Raw genomic sequence first — 18,456 nt, 5'->3', positions numbered from 1 at the left:
TTGCATAGCGTGACGGCCTCCTTATTTCCAACCTTGCAACCACACATTTGAGTCTTGTAAGTTTTGCCATTGAATGGCTTGTTCGCGCTTACTCATAATGGCTTCAATTACACATCCAAGTACTTCACCTTCTTCGTCAAACTCGACCTTGGTGATGATAAAATGCTTTTCTTTATTTATTGGCATCACTGCAGTCCACTTGGTATTGAGTAATTTTTTAGGGTTAACTCTATTCACAGTTGTCATTGTCCTAATAAAGGTAAAACAAATAAGGTCTGGCTAATAAGGCTCTTGTAAGCGCTAGATTACGATTTAGATCGTTTTTAAGTGAGGGCTTGACTTAATTAAGCGTAATGGCCTGTGTTTTGCTGTATTTCTCAAAGCAAGTCACAAGCGTTACCCTAGGACGATACATGCAAGTACTTAACACGCCGCTCTCACTTTTTGATTACATTTCAAATTCAAGTAAAGCTGACTCAAGCTTAGCGAGTTTAGCCGCCAAACAAAAACAAGATGTCGGTAATGATATCCGCAACCTGCAACGTGATATTGCCACGGGTGATTTGGACAGCACCTTAGCGCAAATTCAAAGTGGAGATACCAGCTTAAACCTACAGAGCCTAGAGAACATGTTCAATTTTAACATGCTTAGCGTGAGTAAAGACTTACAACAAGTCGCGCAAGATTTGGGGATTGAGGAGTCAGTAGACCTTAAACATATCGATGGGTATTGGCAAGTACAACATCAGGCTCTACCCGATGACCGAGCGATGCAGCAGTTGCAGACGTACTTGGATCGTAATAAAACTCTGCAAAAGCAATTAGATACCCTTAATAAGTTGGCTGAATTAATCGAGTTGGGCACATCGCAGCAGTACGCCAAACAATTACAAGAAGCGGATATCAGTGAGCCTGATGTGGTGGCTTATCTAACTCAAGCACGTGAGTATTTATTTAATATCGATAGTTTTACTTTATCCAATCAGCGGCTAAACCATAACGCTCGTGGTGAGGCAACACCCTTTTTCGAAGAGCTAAAGCAGACCTTGGGGCTTAGCGAAGCAAGCACTAATTCAGCAAGGTAGGTTGCCTTTAGCGGCAACTACCTGCCCGTGCTCAAAGCCAAGCAATATAGCCGGCAAACTTGATCTAAAACAAAGTCACCGTTTTATTGCGCGATATAGTTATTTTACATTTTGTTAACTTTTCGCGGTAACTACGATGGCCATTGTTTATTTTTGGGGAGCGGCGCAAGAAGTGACTGGCTCTTGTCATTTAGTCGAGTCAGCAAGTTTTGGAAAGCTATTACTTGATTGTGGTATGCATCAAGGCGGAAATTCAATTGCGCGTATAGGCGATGGTCATTTTGCTTTTAACTCTGCCTCTATTGATGCGGTGATACTGTCTCATGCTCATCTTGATCACAGTGGCATGTTGCCCAAATTAGTACACGACGGTTTTACCGGACCGATTTATTGCTCTTTAGAAACCGCTGACTTGTTAGTGGTCATGTTGCGTGATTCAGTCAGTATTTATATGAGCGATCTGGAGCGGGAAAATCGCCGCCTCGCCCGAAAAGGCAAGCCCTTGCTCGAACCTGAATATAGCGAGCAAGATGTACTGCAAGCACTGAGTCAATGTGTCGCGCATCCTTATAAAAAACCATTTCACGTAGCCGATGATGCCTCAGTTTGTTTCCACGATGCAGGGCATATTCTAGGCTCAGCTATAGTCGAGTTAAAGTTTACTGAACGCGAAGAACAAAAAACCTTGGTTTTTTCCGGTGACTTAGGTAACAAAAGCGCGGTATTAATGAAAGATCCTAGCATTCTCACGCAGGCTGACGTAGTCCTGATGGAGGGAACTTATGGCGATCGCAACCACAAGTCAATCGATGATACCGTTAATCAATTAAAAACGATTTTGCGCGACACTGAGGCTAGGGGCGGCAATATTATGATCCCCGCATTTGCCGTAGGGCGCACTCAAGAGATCTTGTTTTACTTGGGTTGTTTACATCAAGAGGGCTTACTAGATAACTGGCAAGTGGTGTTAGATAGCCCCATGGCGATTGAAGTTACTCGTGTATATGACAAATGGTTTCATGCCCTTGATCGCAGCGAAATTGAACAAGCCAGCCCTCATGCTCACTCTATTTTAAGCGATTTTATTCCCCGTTTGTTTTTATCGGTTTCACCGGATGAATCCATGCTGGTGAATAAAATAAAAAAAGGCGCAATCATTATTGCGGGCAGTGGAATGTGCACAGGTGGCCGCATACGGCATCATTTTAAACAACGAATATGGGATGCCCGTAACACTGTTATTTTTTGTGGCTACCAAGCAAATGGTACGCTAGGGCGCTTATTAGTGGATGGGCTATCGCGCTTAAAACTGTTTGGCGATGATTACGTCGTTAAGGCTCAGATTGAAACACTGGGTGGTTTTTCTGCACATGCCGGTCAAAGCGAATTAATTGAATGGCTCAGTCATTTCGACACCTCACCTAAAGTAGTGTTAGTGCATGGCGAGCCACAGGCACTAGAAACACTGGCGCAAAAATTATGGACTGATAAAGGCATCAGAGCGCTCGTTCCAAGCCTCGGGCAAAGTATGGTCTTTTAGTTGGTTTGATCCAATCTTGTTGAGCTGGGGCTCAGTCACAGAGTTTCAGCTCTTTCTATGCAACTTATTATTTACGCTTCCCCCTTATTGCATCATTCAATTAAGTAAAATCGACTTAGCTGATTGAATTGGACGCAAGGCGCTGTCACTTTATCTTTTTTCGGCAGTAAAGCGACACTGGCAATGCTAAAGTCTTGGCGATCATCCAGCTTGTGTGTTTTGTGCTAGGGGGCCAAAAACGCAGAGCGGATAAACACCATTACAATAAAAACGATGAAAGGGCTTTTAAAATGAAAAAGATCAATACTTTGTTTCCCATGACCTTACTCGCACTATCTATGCTCGGTTGCAGTGAAAATAGCACATCAAATCAAAGCCATACAGCCAACGCTACCAGCGCAGTGAGCACCGTAGCTGAAAGCGAATCCACCCGTTTAGCGACGTATTTTGCAGATATGTTTGAACAAGATCTCAAACGCTCACCCCAGTCTCAAAGTTATCTCGGCTATAAGTGGAACTACGATAGTTGGGATCAAATCGATGAAGCAGCTAATGATCAAACCCAGAAAATTAGAATACAGCGTTTAGCCGAGTTACAAGGCTTTGATGAGACCAAACTCACAGAGTTAGAACAACTGAGTTTATCCATTGCTAAAATCGATTTAGAGCGCAAACTGGCAAACGATAAATTTCGTCATCACACCTATATTATGCATCAGTTCAGTGCTGTGCATACCATGGTACCCAGCTTCTTGATAAACATACATAAAGTCGAAACCCCAAAAGATGCACAAGACTATGTATCGCGTTTACGAGGCACAGAGCAGCTTTTTAAACAAACGATCGACCAATTAAAAATTCGTGAAGAGTTGGGCGTATTTCCGCCTCGCTGGTCTTATGATCAAATGATCCAAGCCTCACAAAATGTGATCAGTGGTAGCCCGTTTGATGATTCAGATAATACGTCAACCATTTGGCAAGATTTTCAAAGCAAAGTAGCTAAGCTTGATATCGCGCCAGCGCAAAAAGAGCAATTTTTACAACAAGCGAAAAGCGCCTTACTGGAGACAGTGCAACCGGCCTACTTATCTTTGATTGAAGCACTAAACACTCAAAGAGCACTCACGCCAGAAGGTGACGGCGTATGGCGATTACCCGATGGCGATAGTTGGTACGCTAATCGATTAGCATGGTTTACCACGACAGATTTAACCGCTGATGAGGTGCACAACATCGGTTTGCAAAATGTAGAGCGTATTCACAATGCCATGCGAGATATTATGCAAACCGTGAAGTTTGAAGGCAGCTTAACTGAATTCTTCGAATTCATGCGTAGTAGTGAGCAGTTTTACTATCCCAATACCGATGAGGGTAAGCAGGCCTATTTACTTGAAGCCAAAGCCTTGATTGATACCATGGAGTCTATGCTACCGGATTACTTTGGTTTGTTGCCAAAAGCCCGCATGGTCGTTAAACAAGTTGAACCCTTTAGAGAAAAATCCGCTGGTAAAGCCTTTTATCAAAGCCCCTCAAAAGACGGCTCTCGACCAGGCACCTATTACGCAAATTTGTACAATACTAAGGACATGCCAACCTACCAGATGGAAGCGCTGGCCTACCATGAAGGTATTCCCGGTCACCACATGCAACGAGCGATTGCGCAAGAGCTAGATGGGATCCCTGAATTCCAAAAATACGCTTCGTTCACTGCTTACACTGAAGGCTGGGGTTTGTATTCAGAAGAATTAGCCAAAGATATGGGCTTTTATAAAGACCCCTACTCTGACTTTGGTCGCTTAGCGATGGAGTTATGGCGCGCATGTCGCTTAGTGGTCGACACAGGTATCCATGCTAAAAAATGGAGTCGAGAACAAGCCATTGAATATTTGGTGGCCAATACCCCTAATCCAGAAAATGACTCGGTGAAAGCAATCGAAAGATATATTGCCATGCCCGGCCAAGCTACTGCCTATATGATCGGTAAGCTGAAAATCATGGAATTACGTGAATACGCCAAAAACAAATTGGGCGATAAATTCAATATCCGAGATTTTCATGACCAAGTGCTTAAAGATGGCCCAGTACCACTGAATTTACTTCAAACAAAAATAGAGTCATGGGTCGCTAAACAATTATAAAGCTAGCTTAAGTCAGTTTTAAAAATCCGGCATATGCCGGATTTTTTGTACTCAACATTTCACTCAACTTGACCCAGTTAAATTTGTTCAGGTTCCTGTTTGAGTTTGGCAATATGCTGATGAGCTGCTTGCAGCTGACGTTCAATATCACGCCGAGCGTCAATCATTTCATTAGCAATAGTCGCTAAATATTTAAACTCTGCAAAGCCCAGTTTGTTGCTGTCCATGTGCTGATACTCCCGTTTACAGCGATAAAAAAACATGACGAAGTTTAGAAACGCGCGCTGAAAAGTAAGATAACTTCTGAGTAATACCACCATGAGTATCAACGATGTCACAGCCATGATCAGCAAACTGTTTCGCTCAACTTGATACTCAGCTTCACTGATCAAAATTTCAAATTGATGGCTTACCTCATTCAGTTGAGCTTCTAGTTCATGCGCCTGCTGACGAAACTGACCTTGTAAACCCGAATTATGGTCTAAGCCCATTTCTTGATAAGCGGCAACTAATTGCATAAAGCCTTGCTGATAGGTATCTAAGTGACCTTGTAATAGGGCTTCGTCATTTGGCTCAAGTGAGTGCATTGCGGCTTGAAGTTGCTGATAAAGACGCTGTTCTTGCTCAACATATTGCCTATTTTTACGCAGTAAAAAGTCTTTTTCACTGCGGCGAATTTGCAGTAAGACGATGTGCATATTTACGCGCTTTTGCGCAATCAATTCTTGTTCCAGCGCATGGGTGGCCTGCCTAAATTGCCCTTGATAACCTTTATTTTCATCAAGTCCAATTTGCTGTTGCAATCTCGACAACGCGAGAAATTGACTGTGATACAACACAAAACTGGAGTGTAACTCGTTGAACGCCCTTTCACTTTGGGTAAATTCATCAAAGTATGATTTTATCTGCTCAATCTGCTCACTAAACTGCTCTGCTCGTTGTCGAAACATCTCGATGTAATGAGGATCTAATCTCAGCATAAAGTCTTTTTCGTGACGACGAAGTTGCAATAAACCCTGACTCAATTTTAGTAACTGTTTGTTTTGATTGTTTAATTTAACTAAGCGCTGTGTGTTATAAATTTGGTTTACAACCAAGATCAGCATGCCAAATAAACAGATTGAAATAATCAGAACTAAGCGAGTTTTAATGGAATTAAGTTTCATAGTGGTTGTTTGCCTTGGGCTAATTTTTCAACCATTAAGCATCGCATCTTTGTATGAACGTTTTATTTAAGCTTGAGCCTTCTCAATACATTCTGCTGCAATGAACTAAAACTGAGTTAAATTCGACAAACACGCGGTGATACTCTAGAAATACCTTTTTACCCTAAGAGAAAATAGAATATGGCGTCTAATCCACTGATCAGAAATCCCGTCTCATGGTTTGAAATATACGTACAAGACATGTCTAGAGCGAAACAGTTCTATGAAACTGTATTAGAAACTGAACTCAAGCCCATGGGGCCTGCAGAAATCAACATGTACGGCTTTGCCTCTAATATGGATATCTACGGTGCCAGTGGTGCTCTGGTATACATGCCGGGGTTCCCATCAGGCGGCAACAGCACCTTGGTGTATTTTAACGTTGATGATTGTGCCACTAATGCTGCACGGGTTGAAAAAGCCGGCGGTAAAATCCAGCGTGATAAGATGTCGATTGGTGAATACGGGTTTATTGTCTTAGCTGTCGACACCGAAGGAAATATGTTTGGCTTGCACTCACTAAGTTGAGCTTACTTACTGTGCGATACCAGTGAAAAAGTATCTGGGTTAGCATTGAATGCCTGCACACACGAGGCGCAGATACAGTGCGTATTTTGATGTTCTGCGGGCAACAGAGATATCATAGCAGCCGGAATGGTTTGTACCACACACCAACATTGTTCAATTTTATCAATGCCACATGCATTATGTAGTTGGCAGAATGGGCAAACTTGCACGCTACTCATAGGAAATTTGGGACACTCTAGTTACGACGATTTTGGCCCTCATCTGGTCTTAAATTGAAATATTATTCAGAATTTTACTACAGGTTTTTACTGTCCATGCAAAAAATGGCAGGGTTAAGGCCAACCCTAAACTCATCATAATTAGCCCAGAGTAGTGAATATTCATCACGTCAGGGAGTACGTTTCCCTTACCAAATTGCTGAGCTAAACCGAGAAATATCATTAACACACCCAAAATATCTAACAGAATATACAAAATGGGTTTCGCTGGCTCAAACCCATTTTTAGGTGCTGTGGAGTGGAGAGTTGAATTACTTAACGTTGCCATGACTTAGTTTCTTCAGTTAAAAGGGAAAGTTGCAAAGGCTTATTAACCTTATAGTTACATTTGATGCAAATGCACATAACTAGTTCAATAAAGAGAGAAAAAACTAAGCTTAAAACAAAAATATTAATGAATTGTACGAAACTAAAATCTGAACTAGAACCAAGGAGAGGCAAGGAAAAGGTGCACACAGACTAACGAAAACACCCCGGCCAATACATCATCAACCATGATACCAAAGCCCCCGTGTACATGTTTATCTAGGTAACTTATTGGCCACGGTTTGGCGATATCAAATAGTCTGAATAAGATAAAACCAAGCACGACATTTTGCCAAGTAAGCGGCACCGCAATCATGGTGATCATCATGCCAGCAACTTCATCCCATACGATAGACGAATCGTCATGCACTTGCATATCTTCGGCAGTGCGGCCACACAACCAAATTCCCGCAAGGCTAAACAACACACAAAGCGCGATATAAATAGGTAAGCTGGTAAATAAACCGAGCACTAGCACCAAGGGTAAGGCCGCGAGAGTACCAAAGGTACCAGGCGCCTTAGGCGCTAAACCACTACCAAACCCAAGTGCTAAAAAATGCACAGGATTTTTCAATGAGACTCTTTGACGCAGTTCAGCCTGCATATGCAGGCCAATTTGTTGTAAGAAAAACTGAAATACGACTAGAAGTGTTGATAGCCACTGGGCTGCTCTTCTAGTAAGGCATTGTTAAGACGCAGTTCAAGTTTATTAGCTAAACCATTCATTTGCCCAATACAAGTAATACCCACGTTAGTGCTTGCCATAGCCAGCTCTAACTTTCCTTTTTGTTCTTCACTTACGGTAAACAACAACTCGTAGTCATCACCCGCACTTAAGGCGTATTGTCTGGCTTTTTGCGGGTCAATACTCTCGCGCATTGCTTTAGACAAGGGCAGTTTATCAACGTGGATAGTGGCGCCACAATTTGAGGCTTTTAGGATATGGCGGATGTCAGAATTCAAACCGTCTGATAAATCGATACACGCGTTGGCTAATCTACGCAAACTTGTTCCGGCTAATAATCGCGGCGTTGGGTAATGCAAACGTGACAGTAAATAATCCGCGTTGTCTGGGTCATTCAGGGTCACTTTATCCAGCAAGATATCTAAGCCCGCTCCGGCATCACCTAAACAGCCGGTCACGTAAATAAAATCGCCCGGTTTTGCTTTACTGCGCAACAGAGCTTGCTCTGGTGGAACAAAACCCTGAGCAGTGATAGTAATGGCCAAAGGCCCTTGTACCGTATCGCCACCGATTAACTGAATGGAATAAAATTGCGTCATTTCAGCAATACCCTGCGAAAATGCTTTAAGCCACTCTTCGTTAGCAATGGGTAAACTGAGAGATAAACTGATCCACGCAGGCTCTGCTCCCATGGCGGCGAGATCACTTAAATTAACCGCAATGGCTTTTTGCGCAATAGCGTGGGGGTTGGCATTCGCTAAAAAATGCACACCCGCAATCAGGGTATCAGTGGTTGTCACCAATGCCTGGCCTTGAGGTATCGTAGTCAGAGCGGCGTCATCGCCAATACCCAAAATAACATCTTTGCGTTGGTGACTTTGCGCTTTGAAGAAGGAGTCTATGATCGAAAATTCTTTCACTTTTACAACTTTTTAGTGAGGAAATAAAACAAGAATGCGATGAGCCGCATTCTTGAGTTTGATGTTAGGCCAGCTCATCTTTACGTAAGGTTTTGATGGCTTTGTCTAACACACCATTAATGAACTTATGGCTTTCTTCGGCACCAAAGGTCTTCGCAAGTTCAATTGCTTCGTTAATAACCACTTTGTATGGCACATCAATACGGGCTACTAACTCGTAGGTTGATAAACGCAAAATAGCTTTTTCAACTGGATCAAGCTCTTCGGGAAGGCGCCCTAAAAAGGGCTTAATTTTTTTATCAAGTTCAGCGCAGTCTTTCACCACCGAACGTAATAATTCCAGAAAGTATTCCATATCGACTTTTTTCATGTCGTTACTCGTGACGATGCTCAATTCGATTTGCTCAACCGGATTATTCGACATCTGCCAAGAGTAAATGGCTTGCGTGGCAAGCTCTCTGGCGAGTTTACGGGCTTTAGGTTTCACCTAGTTGATCCCTTCGATATTCGCAAGCACATTGACCATTTCTAAGGCAGTGACAGCGGCTTCAGCGCCCTTATTACCTGCTTTAGTACCAGAACGTTCAATAGCTTGTTCAATGCTGTCAGTGGTAATCACACCAAAGGCTACGGGTATACCATACTGCAAAGATACTTGAGCCAAGCCTTTGTTACACTCACCAGCAACAAAATCAAAGTGCGGCGTACCACCACGAATTACTGCACCTAAGGCGATAATGGCGTCGTATTTTTTAGACTGAGCGAGCTTTTGTGCAGCGAGGGGTAATTCATATGCACCGGGTACACGCACCAAGGTGATATCTTGTTCGTTGACCTCGCCATGGCGCTCTAACGCATCCAATGCACCATCAACCAAACTTTCTACAACAAAGCTGTTAAAACGAGCAACAACTAGCGCAAATTTTTTGCCTGTTGCGCGGATATTACCTTCAATGATATTCATGTACTGTGCCTTACTTGAAAAAACGGCGCGCAGTTTAGCACAACCGTATTAAGATTTAATCGATTTTTTGCTCATTAATTGAGTTGCAAGCCACATTTGACACTTTTAGCGTGAAATTGTTACTCAACATATTCAACTACTTCTAAGCCATATCCTGATAATGCATGGTATTTTTTAGGTCGACTCAGTAAACGCATCTTTTTAACCCCTAAACTAGCCAGTATTTGACTGCCCACACCAACAGTACGCGATGTGCCTTGGCGAGGTGCGGCGGTGGGCAATTCACCTTTATCTTCAGCTTCAAACTGCTTGAGTTGCCCCAATACATCCTGCTCTTTGCCCAATAATACGAGCACACCACCTTGTTCACCAATTTGCTTAAGGGCCTGTGGCAAACTCATGCTGCGTTCTATGCCTCGGTTTGAACCGAGCAAATCGCTAAGATTGTTCTGTAAATGCACACGCACTAAGGTAGGCTTGTCGCCGTTAATTTCACCTTTGCACATCGCAAAATGTACTTGATTATCAATCACATCTTTAAAGGTGATTAAATCAAAATCACCGTATTCAGTGGGCAGTTTACATTTAGCCACTTGCTCAATGGTGGTTTCGTATAAGTTACGATACTCGATCAAGTCGGCAATTGTACCAATTTTGAGTTGGTGTTTTTTGGCAAACACCTCTAACTCTGGCCCGCGGGCCATACTGCCATCATCGTTTAAGATCTCAACAATAACAGATGCAGGTTCGCAACCCGCCAAACGGGGTAGATCAATGCCGGCTTCAGTATGACCAGCGCGATTTAGTACCCCCCCCTCTTTTGCAATAAGTGGAAAAATATGACCCGGTTGGACGATATCACTGGCTTTAGCATCCGCTGCTACCGCTGCTAATACTGTTCTAGCGCGGTCAGCGGCTGAAATACCCGTAGTGACACCTTCGGCCGCTTCAATAGACACGGTAAAATTAGTGGAAAACTGCGCACCATTATTATCAACCATTAGCGGTAAATTTAAACGCTTGGCACGTTCTGCGGTTATAGGCATACACACGAGGCCACGTGCGTGAGTCACCATAAAATTGATTGCCTCGGGCGTGACATGCTCAGCAGCCATGATCAGGTCGCCTTCGTTTTCTCGGTCTTCATCGTCCATCAAGATGACCATTTTGCCTTGACGGATATCTTCAATAATGTCTGCGGTGGTATTTAAGGGCATAGGATATTTTCTTATTGTGTTTCAATTAATGGTTGCGGTACTTAACGCAAATAACCGTTTTCAGCTAAAAACGCCATGCTGATGTCTTTTTTCTGATCGGGTTTACTGTGTTCGGCCGCTTTATCACCCAGCATCAGGCGTTCGAGATAGCGTGCAATAACGTCAACTTCTAAGTTGATTTTAGTACCCACTTTATACAAACCGATGATGGTTTCTTGCAAACTGTGGGGGATCAAGGTGATCAAAAAATGACTACCGTCTACTTTGTTGACCGTTAAACTCACGCCGTCCACGGTGATTGAGCCTTTTTCAGCCAAATATTTAGCTAATGATGCAGGGGCTTTTAACCAAATTTCGACATAGCGGCCCACATTATTAATCGATAATACTTCACCCACACCATCAACGTGACCACTGACAATGTGTCCGCCTAAACGGCCATTAGCTTGCAAGGCTTTTTCTAGGTTAACCTTGCTACCGGCTTGGTAGTGAGCAAAGCCCGTGCGTTTAATTGTTTCGTGAGACACATCAGCACTAAAGGTTGCATCGGTTAGGGCTGTCACTGTTAGGCACACGCCATTATTTGCAATACTGTCACCTAAGGCCACATCGCTTAAATCAAGTTTATGTGGCTTAATGGTGAGCCTTATATCTTCACCACTTGGCTGTAAACTTTGGATCACGCCTATATCTTCAATAATACCCGTAAACATAGTTTCTCTTTCTATAATGTTTTGCCACTATTCGTAAGCTATCGTTGCTGTTAACTTCAGATCAGTACCAATCTGACGAACATCTGACCACGACAAAGAATACGCTTGCTGCATGCTAGTTAAAGGCGCAATGTCAAATAAATCTTGCCCTTTGCTACCCATAAGTTTGGGCGCTTGATATAAAATCAACTCATCAATCAATTTACTTTGCAATAATGCCCCTGCTAACTTGCCGCCTGCTTCAACCCACAGGTTATTGATTTGCTGTGACCCCAAGTAATTAAAAACAGCATGTAAATCCAATTGATTGTTTACCGCAGGTGCTTGGTATTGCGTCACATTGGCAAAGAATGGCAAGGGATTAGGTCGACTATTTATCAGTAAGGTCGGGCTAGTAGACTGTAAACAGGTTAAATCCGGTGTAAGTTGATTGCGCCCATCTAATATTACTTTACGGGGCTGAATTAAGTTTGCTTCTGTTAGAACAGTTTCGTCTAAACCCAGTTCTGCATAACGAACATTGAGTGCAGGATTGTCAGCCAGTACCGTGCCCGAGCCCGACAAAATAGCGCAACTGCGAGCGCGATGTCGTTGAACATCTTGCCGCGCCATAGGCCCCGTTATCCATTTACTTTGGCCGTTTGCCAAGGCAGTTTTACCATCTAAGCTTGCCGCAAGTTTTACGGTTACCCAAGGTCGCCCAGTACGCATGCGTTTGATAAAGCCACGGTTTAATGATTCAGCTTGTGTTTGCATCAAGCCATGAGCCGTACTGATACCCGCTTGCGTTAATTTGGCCAAACCGCTGCCTGCCACTAAGGGATTAGGATCCACCATGGCCGCGACAACTCGACTCACTCCCGCTTCTATTAAAGCGTTAGCACAGGGTGGCGTTCGCCCAAAATGACTGCAAGGTTCCAATGTTACATAGGCTGTAGCCCCTTTTGCCCTGCTTCCTGCTTCTTTTAAGGCATGGACTTCAGCATGAGGAGTGCCGGCTTTTTGATGCCAGCCTTGCCCAACAATATTACCCTGAGAATTGACTAACACGCACCCAACATTTGGGTTTGGCGTGGTAGTATATTGACCCCGTTTGGCCAATTGAATAGCCAAGGCCATCATTCGGGCATCGACTGAATTAAATTGATTTAACATGTTGAGTCCAAAATGAACGGCTGGTACGCCTTCTTAGCCAACGTTAATCGCCTAAGCGCGCAATCTCTTCGCCAAATTCGCGAATATCTTCAAAGGAGCGATAGACAGAAGCGAAGCGTACGTAGGCCACTTTATCGATTTCTTTAAGCGCATCCATAATCAAGTTACCCAAAAACTGACTATCGACTTCACGTTCGCCAGTGGCGCGAAGTGAGGATTTCAAACGGCTGATGCACTCTTCAATTTGTTCGGTGCTCACAGGGCGTTTTTCAAGCGCCCGCTGTAAACCAGCTCGCAGCTTGTCTTCATTAAAGGGCTCTCTGGAACCACCCCGTTTTACAATGCGCGGCATCACCAGTTCAGCCATTTCAAATGTAGTAAAACGCTCTTTGCAAATCGTGCATTCACGACGACGACGGACTTGCGTTCCATCCGCGACTAATCGTGAGTCAATCACTTTGGTTTCTTGCACTGCGCAAAATGGACAAAACATAGCAATCTCTGAGGGCCTTAAAAAGTGAGGATAAACTAGCAAAAAAACGCTCAAAGTGACAGACCCCAAGTAATAAGTGGGCATTTTAATCGTGAAATTCAATTACGCTTCTCCACTTTGGCCTCCCTGTCAGGCCTCAAGCCAAATTTTAAGTGCTAAAAAGTGTGATAGCGCAGGGTCTATTGGAAGAATAATTTGCCAAATAACGACATGTATAAAAATTATAAATAGTGCCAAAAGATTACAATCTCAGTGCCTTCGAGTATGATTCGCGCCCCAAATATTTTAGTTTTTAACGCAGTATTTATCACACTCCTCAACTATTGGTATTCTAAAATGAAACACGTTAATAAAGCATTAGCCGCCATTTGTGTGCAAGCCGCCCTCTTTGGCCACGCTGCTCAAGCGCAAGAAACAAGCAAAAAAAATAATGATAATGCCCTTGAGCAAATTACGGTTACCGCACAAAAACGCACTCAAAGCATTCAAGAGGTGCCCATTTCAATCGCCACACTAAACGGTGAAAAGTTTGAGAGCATGTTCTCCGGCGGTGACGATATCTTAGCCTTAGCGGTACGCGTTCCAGGTTTGTATGCTGAAACATCGAATGGCCGCGTCGCCCCGCGTTTTTATATTCGTGGTTTGGGTAACACCGATTTCGATCTTGCGGCATCACAACCGGTTTCGATTGTGATGGACGATGTAGTAAAAGAAAACGTCATTTTAAAAAGTTTCCCGCTGTTTGATGTTGAACAAGTTGAAGTGATCCGTGGCCCACAGGGCACACTTTTTGGACGTAACACCACCGCTGGTATTATTAAATTTGACTCAGTCAAACCCACTGAAGATTTTGATGCATACGCAAAATTGGGCTTAGGTAATCTAGGTACAGTTAATTTTGAAGGGGCGGTAGGCGGTGGTTTAGCTGATAACCTATCTGGCCGAGTATCAGTATTGTCGCAAAACCGTGATGATTGGATTAACAACGCCTACACCGGTGAAAAAGACGCCTTTGGTGGCTTTGACGAAAAAGCGTGGCGGGCACAGTTGTTGTTCTCACCTTCTAGCGATTTTTCTGCTTTGTTGAATGTTCATGGTCGTGAACTCGATGGCACAGCATCCGTATTTCGTGCCAACGTTTTCACGAAAGGCAGTAACGACTTAAACGAAAACTACGTTAGAGACGTGGTGTATTATGATGCGGATATCGACGGTAATGGCCCAGACAATAATCCACAAAAATACGAAAATTATGGCGCATCGCTGAAGCTAGAATTTGGCCTTGAAAACATGACGTTGACTTCTATCACCGCGTATGAAGAAGCAGAAGGCTTGAGTCTTGGAGACATCGATGGTGGCGTGTCGTTATTTGCGCCTGCTGATATCAATGGTGATGGCACTGAAGAACTCACTTATCCTGGCTTTATCGCCTTTGGTGCGGTCACCCAAGATAACTTAGATGACTTAGAGCAGTTCACCCAAGAAATACGTTTTGCTAGCGATACTGATGATGCATTGAGCTGGCAAGCAGGCGCGTTTTACTATGACTCATCCTTCAATGTCACCAGTATCGACGGCTACTATGGCGCTACCACCGTGTTTCATGAAAACACTACATGGGCAGTATTTTCACAACTTTCTTACGCCGTAAATGAAAAATTAAATCTCACCGGTGGCCTTCGTTATACCTATGATGAAAAATCATTGCGTGTGGGCCAGCAAAACGTTAACGGCTTTGCTTTGGTCACCGGCGATGCCAGCATTCAAGACTACGCTGACATTAATGTTGATGACGACCAAATCAATTGGGAGCTCAGCGCAAACTATCGCGTAGATGATAAAACGTCGGTATTTGCCCGTGTAGCTAATGGTTTTAGAGCACAAACAATTCAGGGCCGTGACGTGGCTTTTGAGGGCGCACCTTCAGTGGCTGCACCTGAAACCATTAACTCAATCGAAGTGGGTTTTAAATCAGACTTGTTAGACAATTCACTGCGCTTAAACGTCGCTACTTTTTATTATGTGATTGATGATGTGCAGTTTTCAGCCATTGGTGGTGACGGCAACAATACCGCTTTGATTAACGCTGACAAGGGTACCGGCTACGGTTTTGAAATTGACTCTCAATATGTAGTCAGTGACAACCTAGTATTAACAGCGGGTTACAGTTACAACCACACTGAAATTCAAGATGATACATTAACGGTACTACCTTGCGGTGCGAACCCGGCATTTAACTCTACCGGTAATTGTACTGTGCTTGATCCGCGTCCTGACGGGTTTAAAGCCTCGATTGATGGTAATCCCTTCCCGCAAGCACCAGAAATGATTGTTAACGTTACAGCCCGTTACGCTATGCCTATGGGTGACGACGGTGAGGTTTACGTTTATACCGATTGGGCATACCAAGGTGAAACCAGTCTGTTCTTATATGATTCCGTTGAATTTAAAACAAATGGTAACGTAGAAGGCGGCTTACGTATCGGCTACGAAAACTTTACCAACAACTACAGTGTTGCTCTTTTTGGTCGAAATATTACCAACGAGCATAACGTGAAAGGCGCAATTGATTTCAACAACCTAACCGGTATTGTTAACTCTCCGCGCATTTTTGGTATTGAAGGTAAGATTAATTTTTATTAATCACTGGCACGTCACTCGTCCTTTGCAGGGCTGAGTGATAGTGCTACAAAAAAGCCCCGATAACGGGGCTTTCTACTATTAGCACATTGACTACGTCATGCTTAGCCGTATACAGGGAACGCTTCACATAAGGTAACCACTTCGGCTTTAACACGTTCAACAACCGAATCATCACCTAGGTTGTCAAGCACGTCAGCAATCCAATTTGCCACTTGTTTGGCTTGTTCTTCTTTAAAACCACGACGAGTAATAGCTGGCGAGCCTATACGTAAACCACTGGTGACAAAAGGAGAACGAGGATCATTAGGTACGGAGTTCTTGTTAACGGTGATGTGTGCACGACCTAAGGCCGCATCAGCGTCTTTACCAGTAATGTCTTTATCGATTAAATCTAATAAAAACAAATGGTTGTCAGTACCATCAGATACCACTTTGTAACCGCGTTCCTGCATTACCGCCACCATTGCTTTGGCGTTAAGCAACACTTGTTGTTGATACACTTTAAACTCTGGCTCTAAGGCTTCTTTAAAAGCGACCGCTTTCGCCGCGATAACATGACATAAAGGACCACCTTGGTTACCTGGGAATACTGAGCTATTTAATTTTTTATAGATGGTTTCGTCACCACAAGAAGACAAAATCAAACCACCACGGGGACCCGCAAGGGTTTTATGGGTTGTGGTAGCAACAACGTGGGCGTGAGGTAGTGGGTTAGGATATAAACCAGCCGCTACTAAACCTGCAACGTGAGCCATATCAACAAATAAATAGGCGCCTACTTTGTCTGCTATTACGCGGAAGTCTTGCCAATTGATAATGCCCGAATAAGCCGAGAAACCGGCAATAATCATCTTAGGTTTGTGTTCAAGGGCTAAAGCCTCAACTTGAGCCATATCGATTTCGCCCGTTACAGGGTGTAATCCATACTGTACTGCGTTGTAGGTTTTACCTGAAAAACTTACCGAAGCACCATGAGTTAAATGGCCGCCGTGGGCTAAGCTCATCCCTAAAACCGTATCCCCCGCATTTAACAGAGCCATAAAAATCGCAGAGTTGGCCTGTGAGCCAGAGTGAGGTTGAACGTTTGCATAGTCAGCCCCAAACAATAATTTTGCACGTTCGATGGCTAAGTCTTCAGCGATATCAACATACTCACAACCGCCATAATAACGTTTATGAGGATAACCTTCAGCGTACTTATTGGTTAACTGAGAGCCTTGGGCTTCAAGTACACGTGGGCTACAGTAGTTTTCTGAAGCAATCAACTCAATATGATGCTCTTGGCGTTGGTTTTCGTTTTGAATCGCTTGATATAATTCGGGATCGAAATCAGCAATATTCATGTTACGTGTCAGCATCGGCTATCCTCTAACTCATTTTGGCAAAAAAGACGGGGCGAAAAAAGAAGCGCATATTCTAGTCATTTTCATGGCTTTGTATAGTTGCAAAGCGCCATGAACCATAACCAAATGTTGTAACGCATTGTTGGCGCTTCTATCTAAGCGCGTAAACAGTTAACTTCACCAATAATAATTACTCGAAAACCGAGCCTTTGGTTTAATCGTTAAGCACTTTATTCATAAAATCTCCAACACCTTCCTCCGTCCGCTTAACTTCTTGGATCGTGCCATCTTCATTAAAGTATAAATACTCTGCCGCGCTGTGACGCTGTTTCTGCCTGTTTGCACATTGGGTATTGCGGCTTAACCATCGATGGTAAAACAAAACCCATTGACCTTGGTATTCAACGATAGAGTGATGATTGTTACCCCCCTCACTTTGCATGAATACCCCTTTGTACTGCCATGGGCCTGTGGGTGACGTAGCCGTATAATAGGCAAGCTCTCGGTTATTCTCAGGCATCGTAAAATAGTAGAGTCCTTGACGCTTAAATACCCAAGGCCCTTCCATTTTAGGCTCGTAGCCACCCATGTCCATTTTCACTAGATCACCTTCAACACTGCGCATATCATCGGCCATCTTAGCCACCTGATAATCGGCATTCTTACCGTGAAAATACAAATAGGCTTGGCCATCATCATCAATAAATAAACTAGGATCATTGGCATAAGGCTCTGTCCAAAGCGGTGCACCAATGGCATCTTTGAAAGGCCCAGTAGGTGAATCACTGACCGCGATGCCTATCCCCATCCACTTAGTACTGCGTTCAGGATTTACGCGATCTTTGTGGCCTGTCCCTGCAGGAAAAATTAAATAATATTTGCCATTTTTGTAGGCCGCATCGGGTGCCCAAGCATAGTTGTCAGCCCAGCTAAGATCATCCACTGTTAGTATAGGGCCGTGGTCAGTCCAATTAACCAAATCAGTGGACGAAAACGCGTACCAATCTTTCATCCAGAAATCTGCTTGGCATTCTTGATCGTGAGAGGTGTACAGATACATTCTGCCGTCTTGCCATACGTGGCCAGAGGGATCAGCGGTTTTAATACTACTGCCAAAATCTAATGGATTTTGCGCTAAAACCTGAGCGCATAAAAAAGCCATGGTGGTCACAAGCAACGGTTTGAGCGTTGCTCTACATAATGTGCTAATTGACATAAAAGACTATCGGTAGAGGATGAATAG

19 protein-coding genes are annotated in these 18,456 nt (G+C 43.6%); 5 read left to right on the top strand and 14 right to left on the bottom strand.

Annotation, left to right across the window (positions count from 1 at the left end; genetic code table 11):
- Nucleotides 1-21: 21 nt before the first annotated feature.
- Entirely contained in the window at nucleotides 22-237 is a 216-nt protein-coding gene (locus NWQ57_RS06105) for a TIGR02450 family Trp-rich protein (protein WP_306021249.1), read from the bottom strand.
- A gap of 176 nt (nucleotides 238-413) precedes the next feature.
- Between NWQ57_RS06105 and NWQ57_RS06100 the strand changes: the two genes are divergently transcribed.
- From NWQ57_RS06100 to NWQ57_RS06090, 3 genes are all read left to right on the top strand, one after another.
- Nucleotides 414-1,085: a hypothetical protein gene (locus tag NWQ57_RS06100; protein WP_306021248.1), complete on the top strand. Its 672-nt coding sequence runs from the start codon at nucleotides 414-416 to the stop codon at nucleotides 1,083-1,085.
- A 136-nt stretch (nucleotides 1,086-1,221) separates the two neighbouring features.
- Entirely contained in the window at nucleotides 1,222-2,625 is a 1,404-nt protein-coding gene (locus NWQ57_RS06095; RefSeq protein WP_306021247.1) for an MBL fold metallo-hydrolase RNA specificity domain-containing protein, read from the top strand.
- Between the two features lie 290 nt (nucleotides 2,626-2,915).
- On the top strand, nucleotides 2,916-4,763 hold the full coding sequence (locus tag NWQ57_RS06090) for a DUF885 family protein (RefSeq protein WP_306021246.1): 1,848 nt from the start codon (nucleotides 2,916-2,918) through the stop codon (nucleotides 4,761-4,763).
- Nucleotides 4,764-4,840: 77 nt separating this feature from the next.
- On the opposite strand, the gene NWQ57_RS06085 is transcribed toward NWQ57_RS06090, so the two are convergent.
- Nucleotides 4,841-5,929 (bottom strand): hypothetical protein, encoded by a 1,089-nt coding sequence (locus NWQ57_RS06085; protein WP_306021245.1) that lies wholly within the window; start codon nucleotides 5,927-5,929, stop codon nucleotides 4,841-4,843.
- A 180-nt stretch (nucleotides 5,930-6,109) separates the two neighbouring features.
- Here NWQ57_RS06085 and NWQ57_RS06080 point away from each other — a divergent pair, with 180 nt between their 5' ends.
- Nucleotides 6,110-6,496 (top strand): VOC family protein, encoded by a 387-nt coding sequence (locus NWQ57_RS06080; protein ID WP_372340894.1) that lies wholly within the window; start codon nucleotides 6,110-6,112, stop codon nucleotides 6,494-6,496.
- 2 nt (nucleotides 6,497-6,498) lie between these two features.
- On the opposite strand, the gene NWQ57_RS22640 is transcribed toward NWQ57_RS06080, so the two are convergent.
- The 10 genes from NWQ57_RS22640 to nrdR all read right to left on the bottom strand — a co-directional run bounded on the left by NWQ57_RS22640 (nucleotide 6,499) and on the right by nrdR (nucleotide 13,227).
- The gene (locus tag NWQ57_RS22640) at nucleotides 6,499-6,714 is read right to left on the bottom strand and encodes a cysteine-rich CWC family protein (protein ID WP_372340893.1); all 216 of its coding nucleotides are present in this window, start codon (nucleotides 6,712-6,714) and stop codon (nucleotides 6,499-6,501) included.
- 49 nt (nucleotides 6,715-6,763) lie between these two features.
- A complete protein-coding gene (locus NWQ57_RS06075; RefSeq protein ID WP_306021244.1) occupies nucleotides 6,764-7,042 on the bottom strand; it encodes a hypothetical protein in 279 nt (92 codons plus the stop codon).
- A gap of 153 nt (nucleotides 7,043-7,195) precedes the next feature.
- Entirely contained in the window at nucleotides 7,196-7,684 is a 489-nt protein-coding gene (locus NWQ57_RS06070; RefSeq protein ID WP_306021243.1) for a phosphatidylglycerophosphatase A, read from the bottom strand.
- A 38-nt stretch (nucleotides 7,685-7,722) separates the two neighbouring features.
- Nucleotides 7,723-8,685, bottom strand: coding sequence for a thiamine-phosphate kinase (gene thiL, locus NWQ57_RS06065; RefSeq protein WP_306021242.1), 963 nt, complete (start codon nucleotides 8,683-8,685; stop codon nucleotides 7,723-7,725).
- Between the two features lie 64 nt (nucleotides 8,686-8,749).
- On the bottom strand, nucleotides 8,750-9,172 hold the full coding sequence (gene nusB / locus NWQ57_RS06060; protein ID WP_306021241.1) for a transcription antitermination factor NusB: 423 nt from the start codon (nucleotides 9,170-9,172) through the stop codon (nucleotides 8,750-8,752).
- A complete protein-coding gene (gene ribE, locus NWQ57_RS06055; RefSeq protein WP_306021240.1) occupies nucleotides 9,173-9,649 on the bottom strand; it encodes a 6,7-dimethyl-8-ribityllumazine synthase in 477 nt (158 codons plus the stop codon).
- Nucleotides 9,650-9,768: 119 nt separating this feature from the next.
- Nucleotides 9,769-10,866, bottom strand: coding sequence for a bifunctional 3,4-dihydroxy-2-butanone-4-phosphate synthase/GTP cyclohydrolase II (gene ribBA, locus NWQ57_RS06050; protein ID WP_306021239.1), 1,098 nt, complete (start codon nucleotides 10,864-10,866; stop codon nucleotides 9,769-9,771).
- A 41-nt stretch (nucleotides 10,867-10,907) separates the two neighbouring features.
- Nucleotides 10,908-11,579 carry a riboflavin synthase gene (locus tag NWQ57_RS06045; protein WP_306021238.1) on the bottom strand — a complete coding sequence of 224 codons (672 nt, stop codon included), beginning with the start codon at nucleotides 11,577-11,579 and terminating at the stop codon, nucleotides 10,908-10,910.
- A 27-nt stretch (nucleotides 11,580-11,606) separates the two neighbouring features.
- Nucleotides 11,607-12,734: a bifunctional diaminohydroxyphosphoribosylaminopyrimidine deaminase/5-amino-6-(5-phosphoribosylamino)uracil reductase RibD gene (ribD, locus tag NWQ57_RS06040; protein ID WP_306021237.1), complete on the bottom strand. Its 1,128-nt coding sequence runs from the start codon at nucleotides 12,732-12,734 to the stop codon at nucleotides 11,607-11,609.
- 43 nt (nucleotides 12,735-12,777) lie between these two features.
- Complete coding sequence (nrdR, locus tag NWQ57_RS06035; protein ID WP_306021236.1) at nucleotides 12,778-13,227, bottom strand: transcriptional regulator NrdR; 450 nt, start codon at nucleotides 13,225-13,227, stop codon at nucleotides 12,778-12,780.
- Nucleotides 13,228-13,563: 336 nt separating this feature from the next.
- On the opposite strand from nrdR, the gene NWQ57_RS06030 reads away from it, so the two are divergent.
- Nucleotides 13,564-15,870 carry a TonB-dependent receptor gene (locus NWQ57_RS06030; protein ID WP_306021235.1) on the top strand — a complete coding sequence of 769 codons (2,307 nt, stop codon included), beginning with the start codon at nucleotides 13,564-13,566 and terminating at the stop codon, nucleotides 15,868-15,870.
- Nucleotides 15,871-15,971: 101 nt separating this feature from the next.
- Here the strand turns inward: NWQ57_RS06030 and glyA are convergent, their stop codons facing one another.
- The gene (glyA, locus tag NWQ57_RS06025; protein WP_306021234.1) at nucleotides 15,972-17,228 is read right to left on the bottom strand and encodes a serine hydroxymethyltransferase; all 1,257 of its coding nucleotides are present in this window, start codon (nucleotides 17,226-17,228) and stop codon (nucleotides 15,972-15,974) included.
- Nucleotides 17,229-17,427: 199 nt separating this feature from the next.
- Nucleotides 17,428-18,429 carry a family 43 glycosylhydrolase gene (locus NWQ57_RS06020; RefSeq protein WP_306021233.1) on the bottom strand — a complete coding sequence of 334 codons (1,002 nt, stop codon included), beginning with the start codon at nucleotides 18,427-18,429 and terminating at the stop codon, nucleotides 17,428-17,430.
- Between the last annotated feature and the right edge of the window lie 27 nt (nucleotides 18,430-18,456).

It is taken from the genome of Paraglaciecola sp. (assembly GCF_030730205.1).
Taxonomy (GTDB): Bacteria; Pseudomonadota; Gammaproteobacteria; order Enterobacterales; family Alteromonadaceae; genus Paraglaciecola.
Note: the sequence above shows the minus strand (reverse complement) of the source record. Positions and strands in the feature narration are given on the sequence as shown.

Bases quoted from the DNA above. Each gene is read 5' to 3' on its own strand.
- NWQ57_RS06100 (WP_306021248.1), top strand. From the start codon at position 414: ATGCAAGTACTTAACACGCCGCTCTCACTTTTTGATTACATTTCAAAT.
- NWQ57_RS06095 (WP_306021247.1), top strand. From the start codon at position 1,222: ATGGCCATTGTTTATTTTTGGGGAGCGGCGCAAGAAGTGACTGGCTCT.
- NWQ57_RS06090 (WP_306021246.1), top strand. From the start codon at position 2,916: ATGAAAAAGATCAATACTTTGTTTCCCATGACCTTACTCGCACTATCT.
- NWQ57_RS06085 (WP_306021245.1), bottom strand. From the start codon at position 5,929: ATGAAACTTAATTCCATTAAAACTCGCTTAGTTCTGATTATTTCAATC.
- NWQ57_RS06080 (WP_372340894.1), top strand. From the start codon at position 6,110: ATGGCGTCTAATCCACTGATCAGAAATCCCGTCTCATGGTTTGAAATA.
- NWQ57_RS22640 (WP_372340893.1), bottom strand. From the start codon at position 6,714: ATGAGTAGCGTGCAAGTTTGCCCATTCTGCCAACTACATAATGCATGT.
- NWQ57_RS06075 (WP_306021244.1), bottom strand. From the start codon at position 7,042: ATGGCAACGTTAAGTAATTCAACTCTCCACTCCACAGCACCTAAAAAT.
- NWQ57_RS06070 (WP_306021243.1), bottom strand. From the start codon at position 7,684: ATGCAGGCTGAACTGCGTCAAAGAGTCTCATTGAAAAATCCTGTGCAT.
- ribE (WP_306021240.1), bottom strand. From the start codon at position 9,649: ATGAATATCATTGAAGGTAATATCCGCGCAACAGGCAAAAAATTTGCG.
- ribBA (WP_306021239.1), bottom strand. From the start codon at position 10,866: ATGCCCTTAAATACCACCGCAGACATTATTGAAGATATCCGTCAAGGC.
- NWQ57_RS06045 (WP_306021238.1), bottom strand. From the start codon at position 11,579: ATGTTTACGGGTATTATTGAAGATATAGGCGTGATCCAAAGTTTACAG.
- ribD (WP_306021237.1), bottom strand. From the start codon at position 12,734: ATGTTAAATCAATTTAATTCAGTCGATGCCCGAATGATGGCCTTGGCT.
- nrdR (WP_306021236.1), bottom strand. From the start codon at position 13,227: ATGTTTTGTCCATTTTGCGCAGTGCAAGAAACCAAAGTGATTGACTCA.
- NWQ57_RS06030 (WP_306021235.1), top strand. From the start codon at position 13,564: ATGAAACACGTTAATAAAGCATTAGCCGCCATTTGTGTGCAAGCCGCC.
- glyA (WP_306021234.1), bottom strand. From the start codon at position 17,228: ATGCTGACACGTAACATGAATATTGCTGATTTCGATCCCGAATTATAT.
- NWQ57_RS06020 (WP_306021233.1), bottom strand. From the start codon at position 18,429: ATGTCAATTAGCACATTATGTAGAGCAACGCTCAAACCGTTGCTTGTG.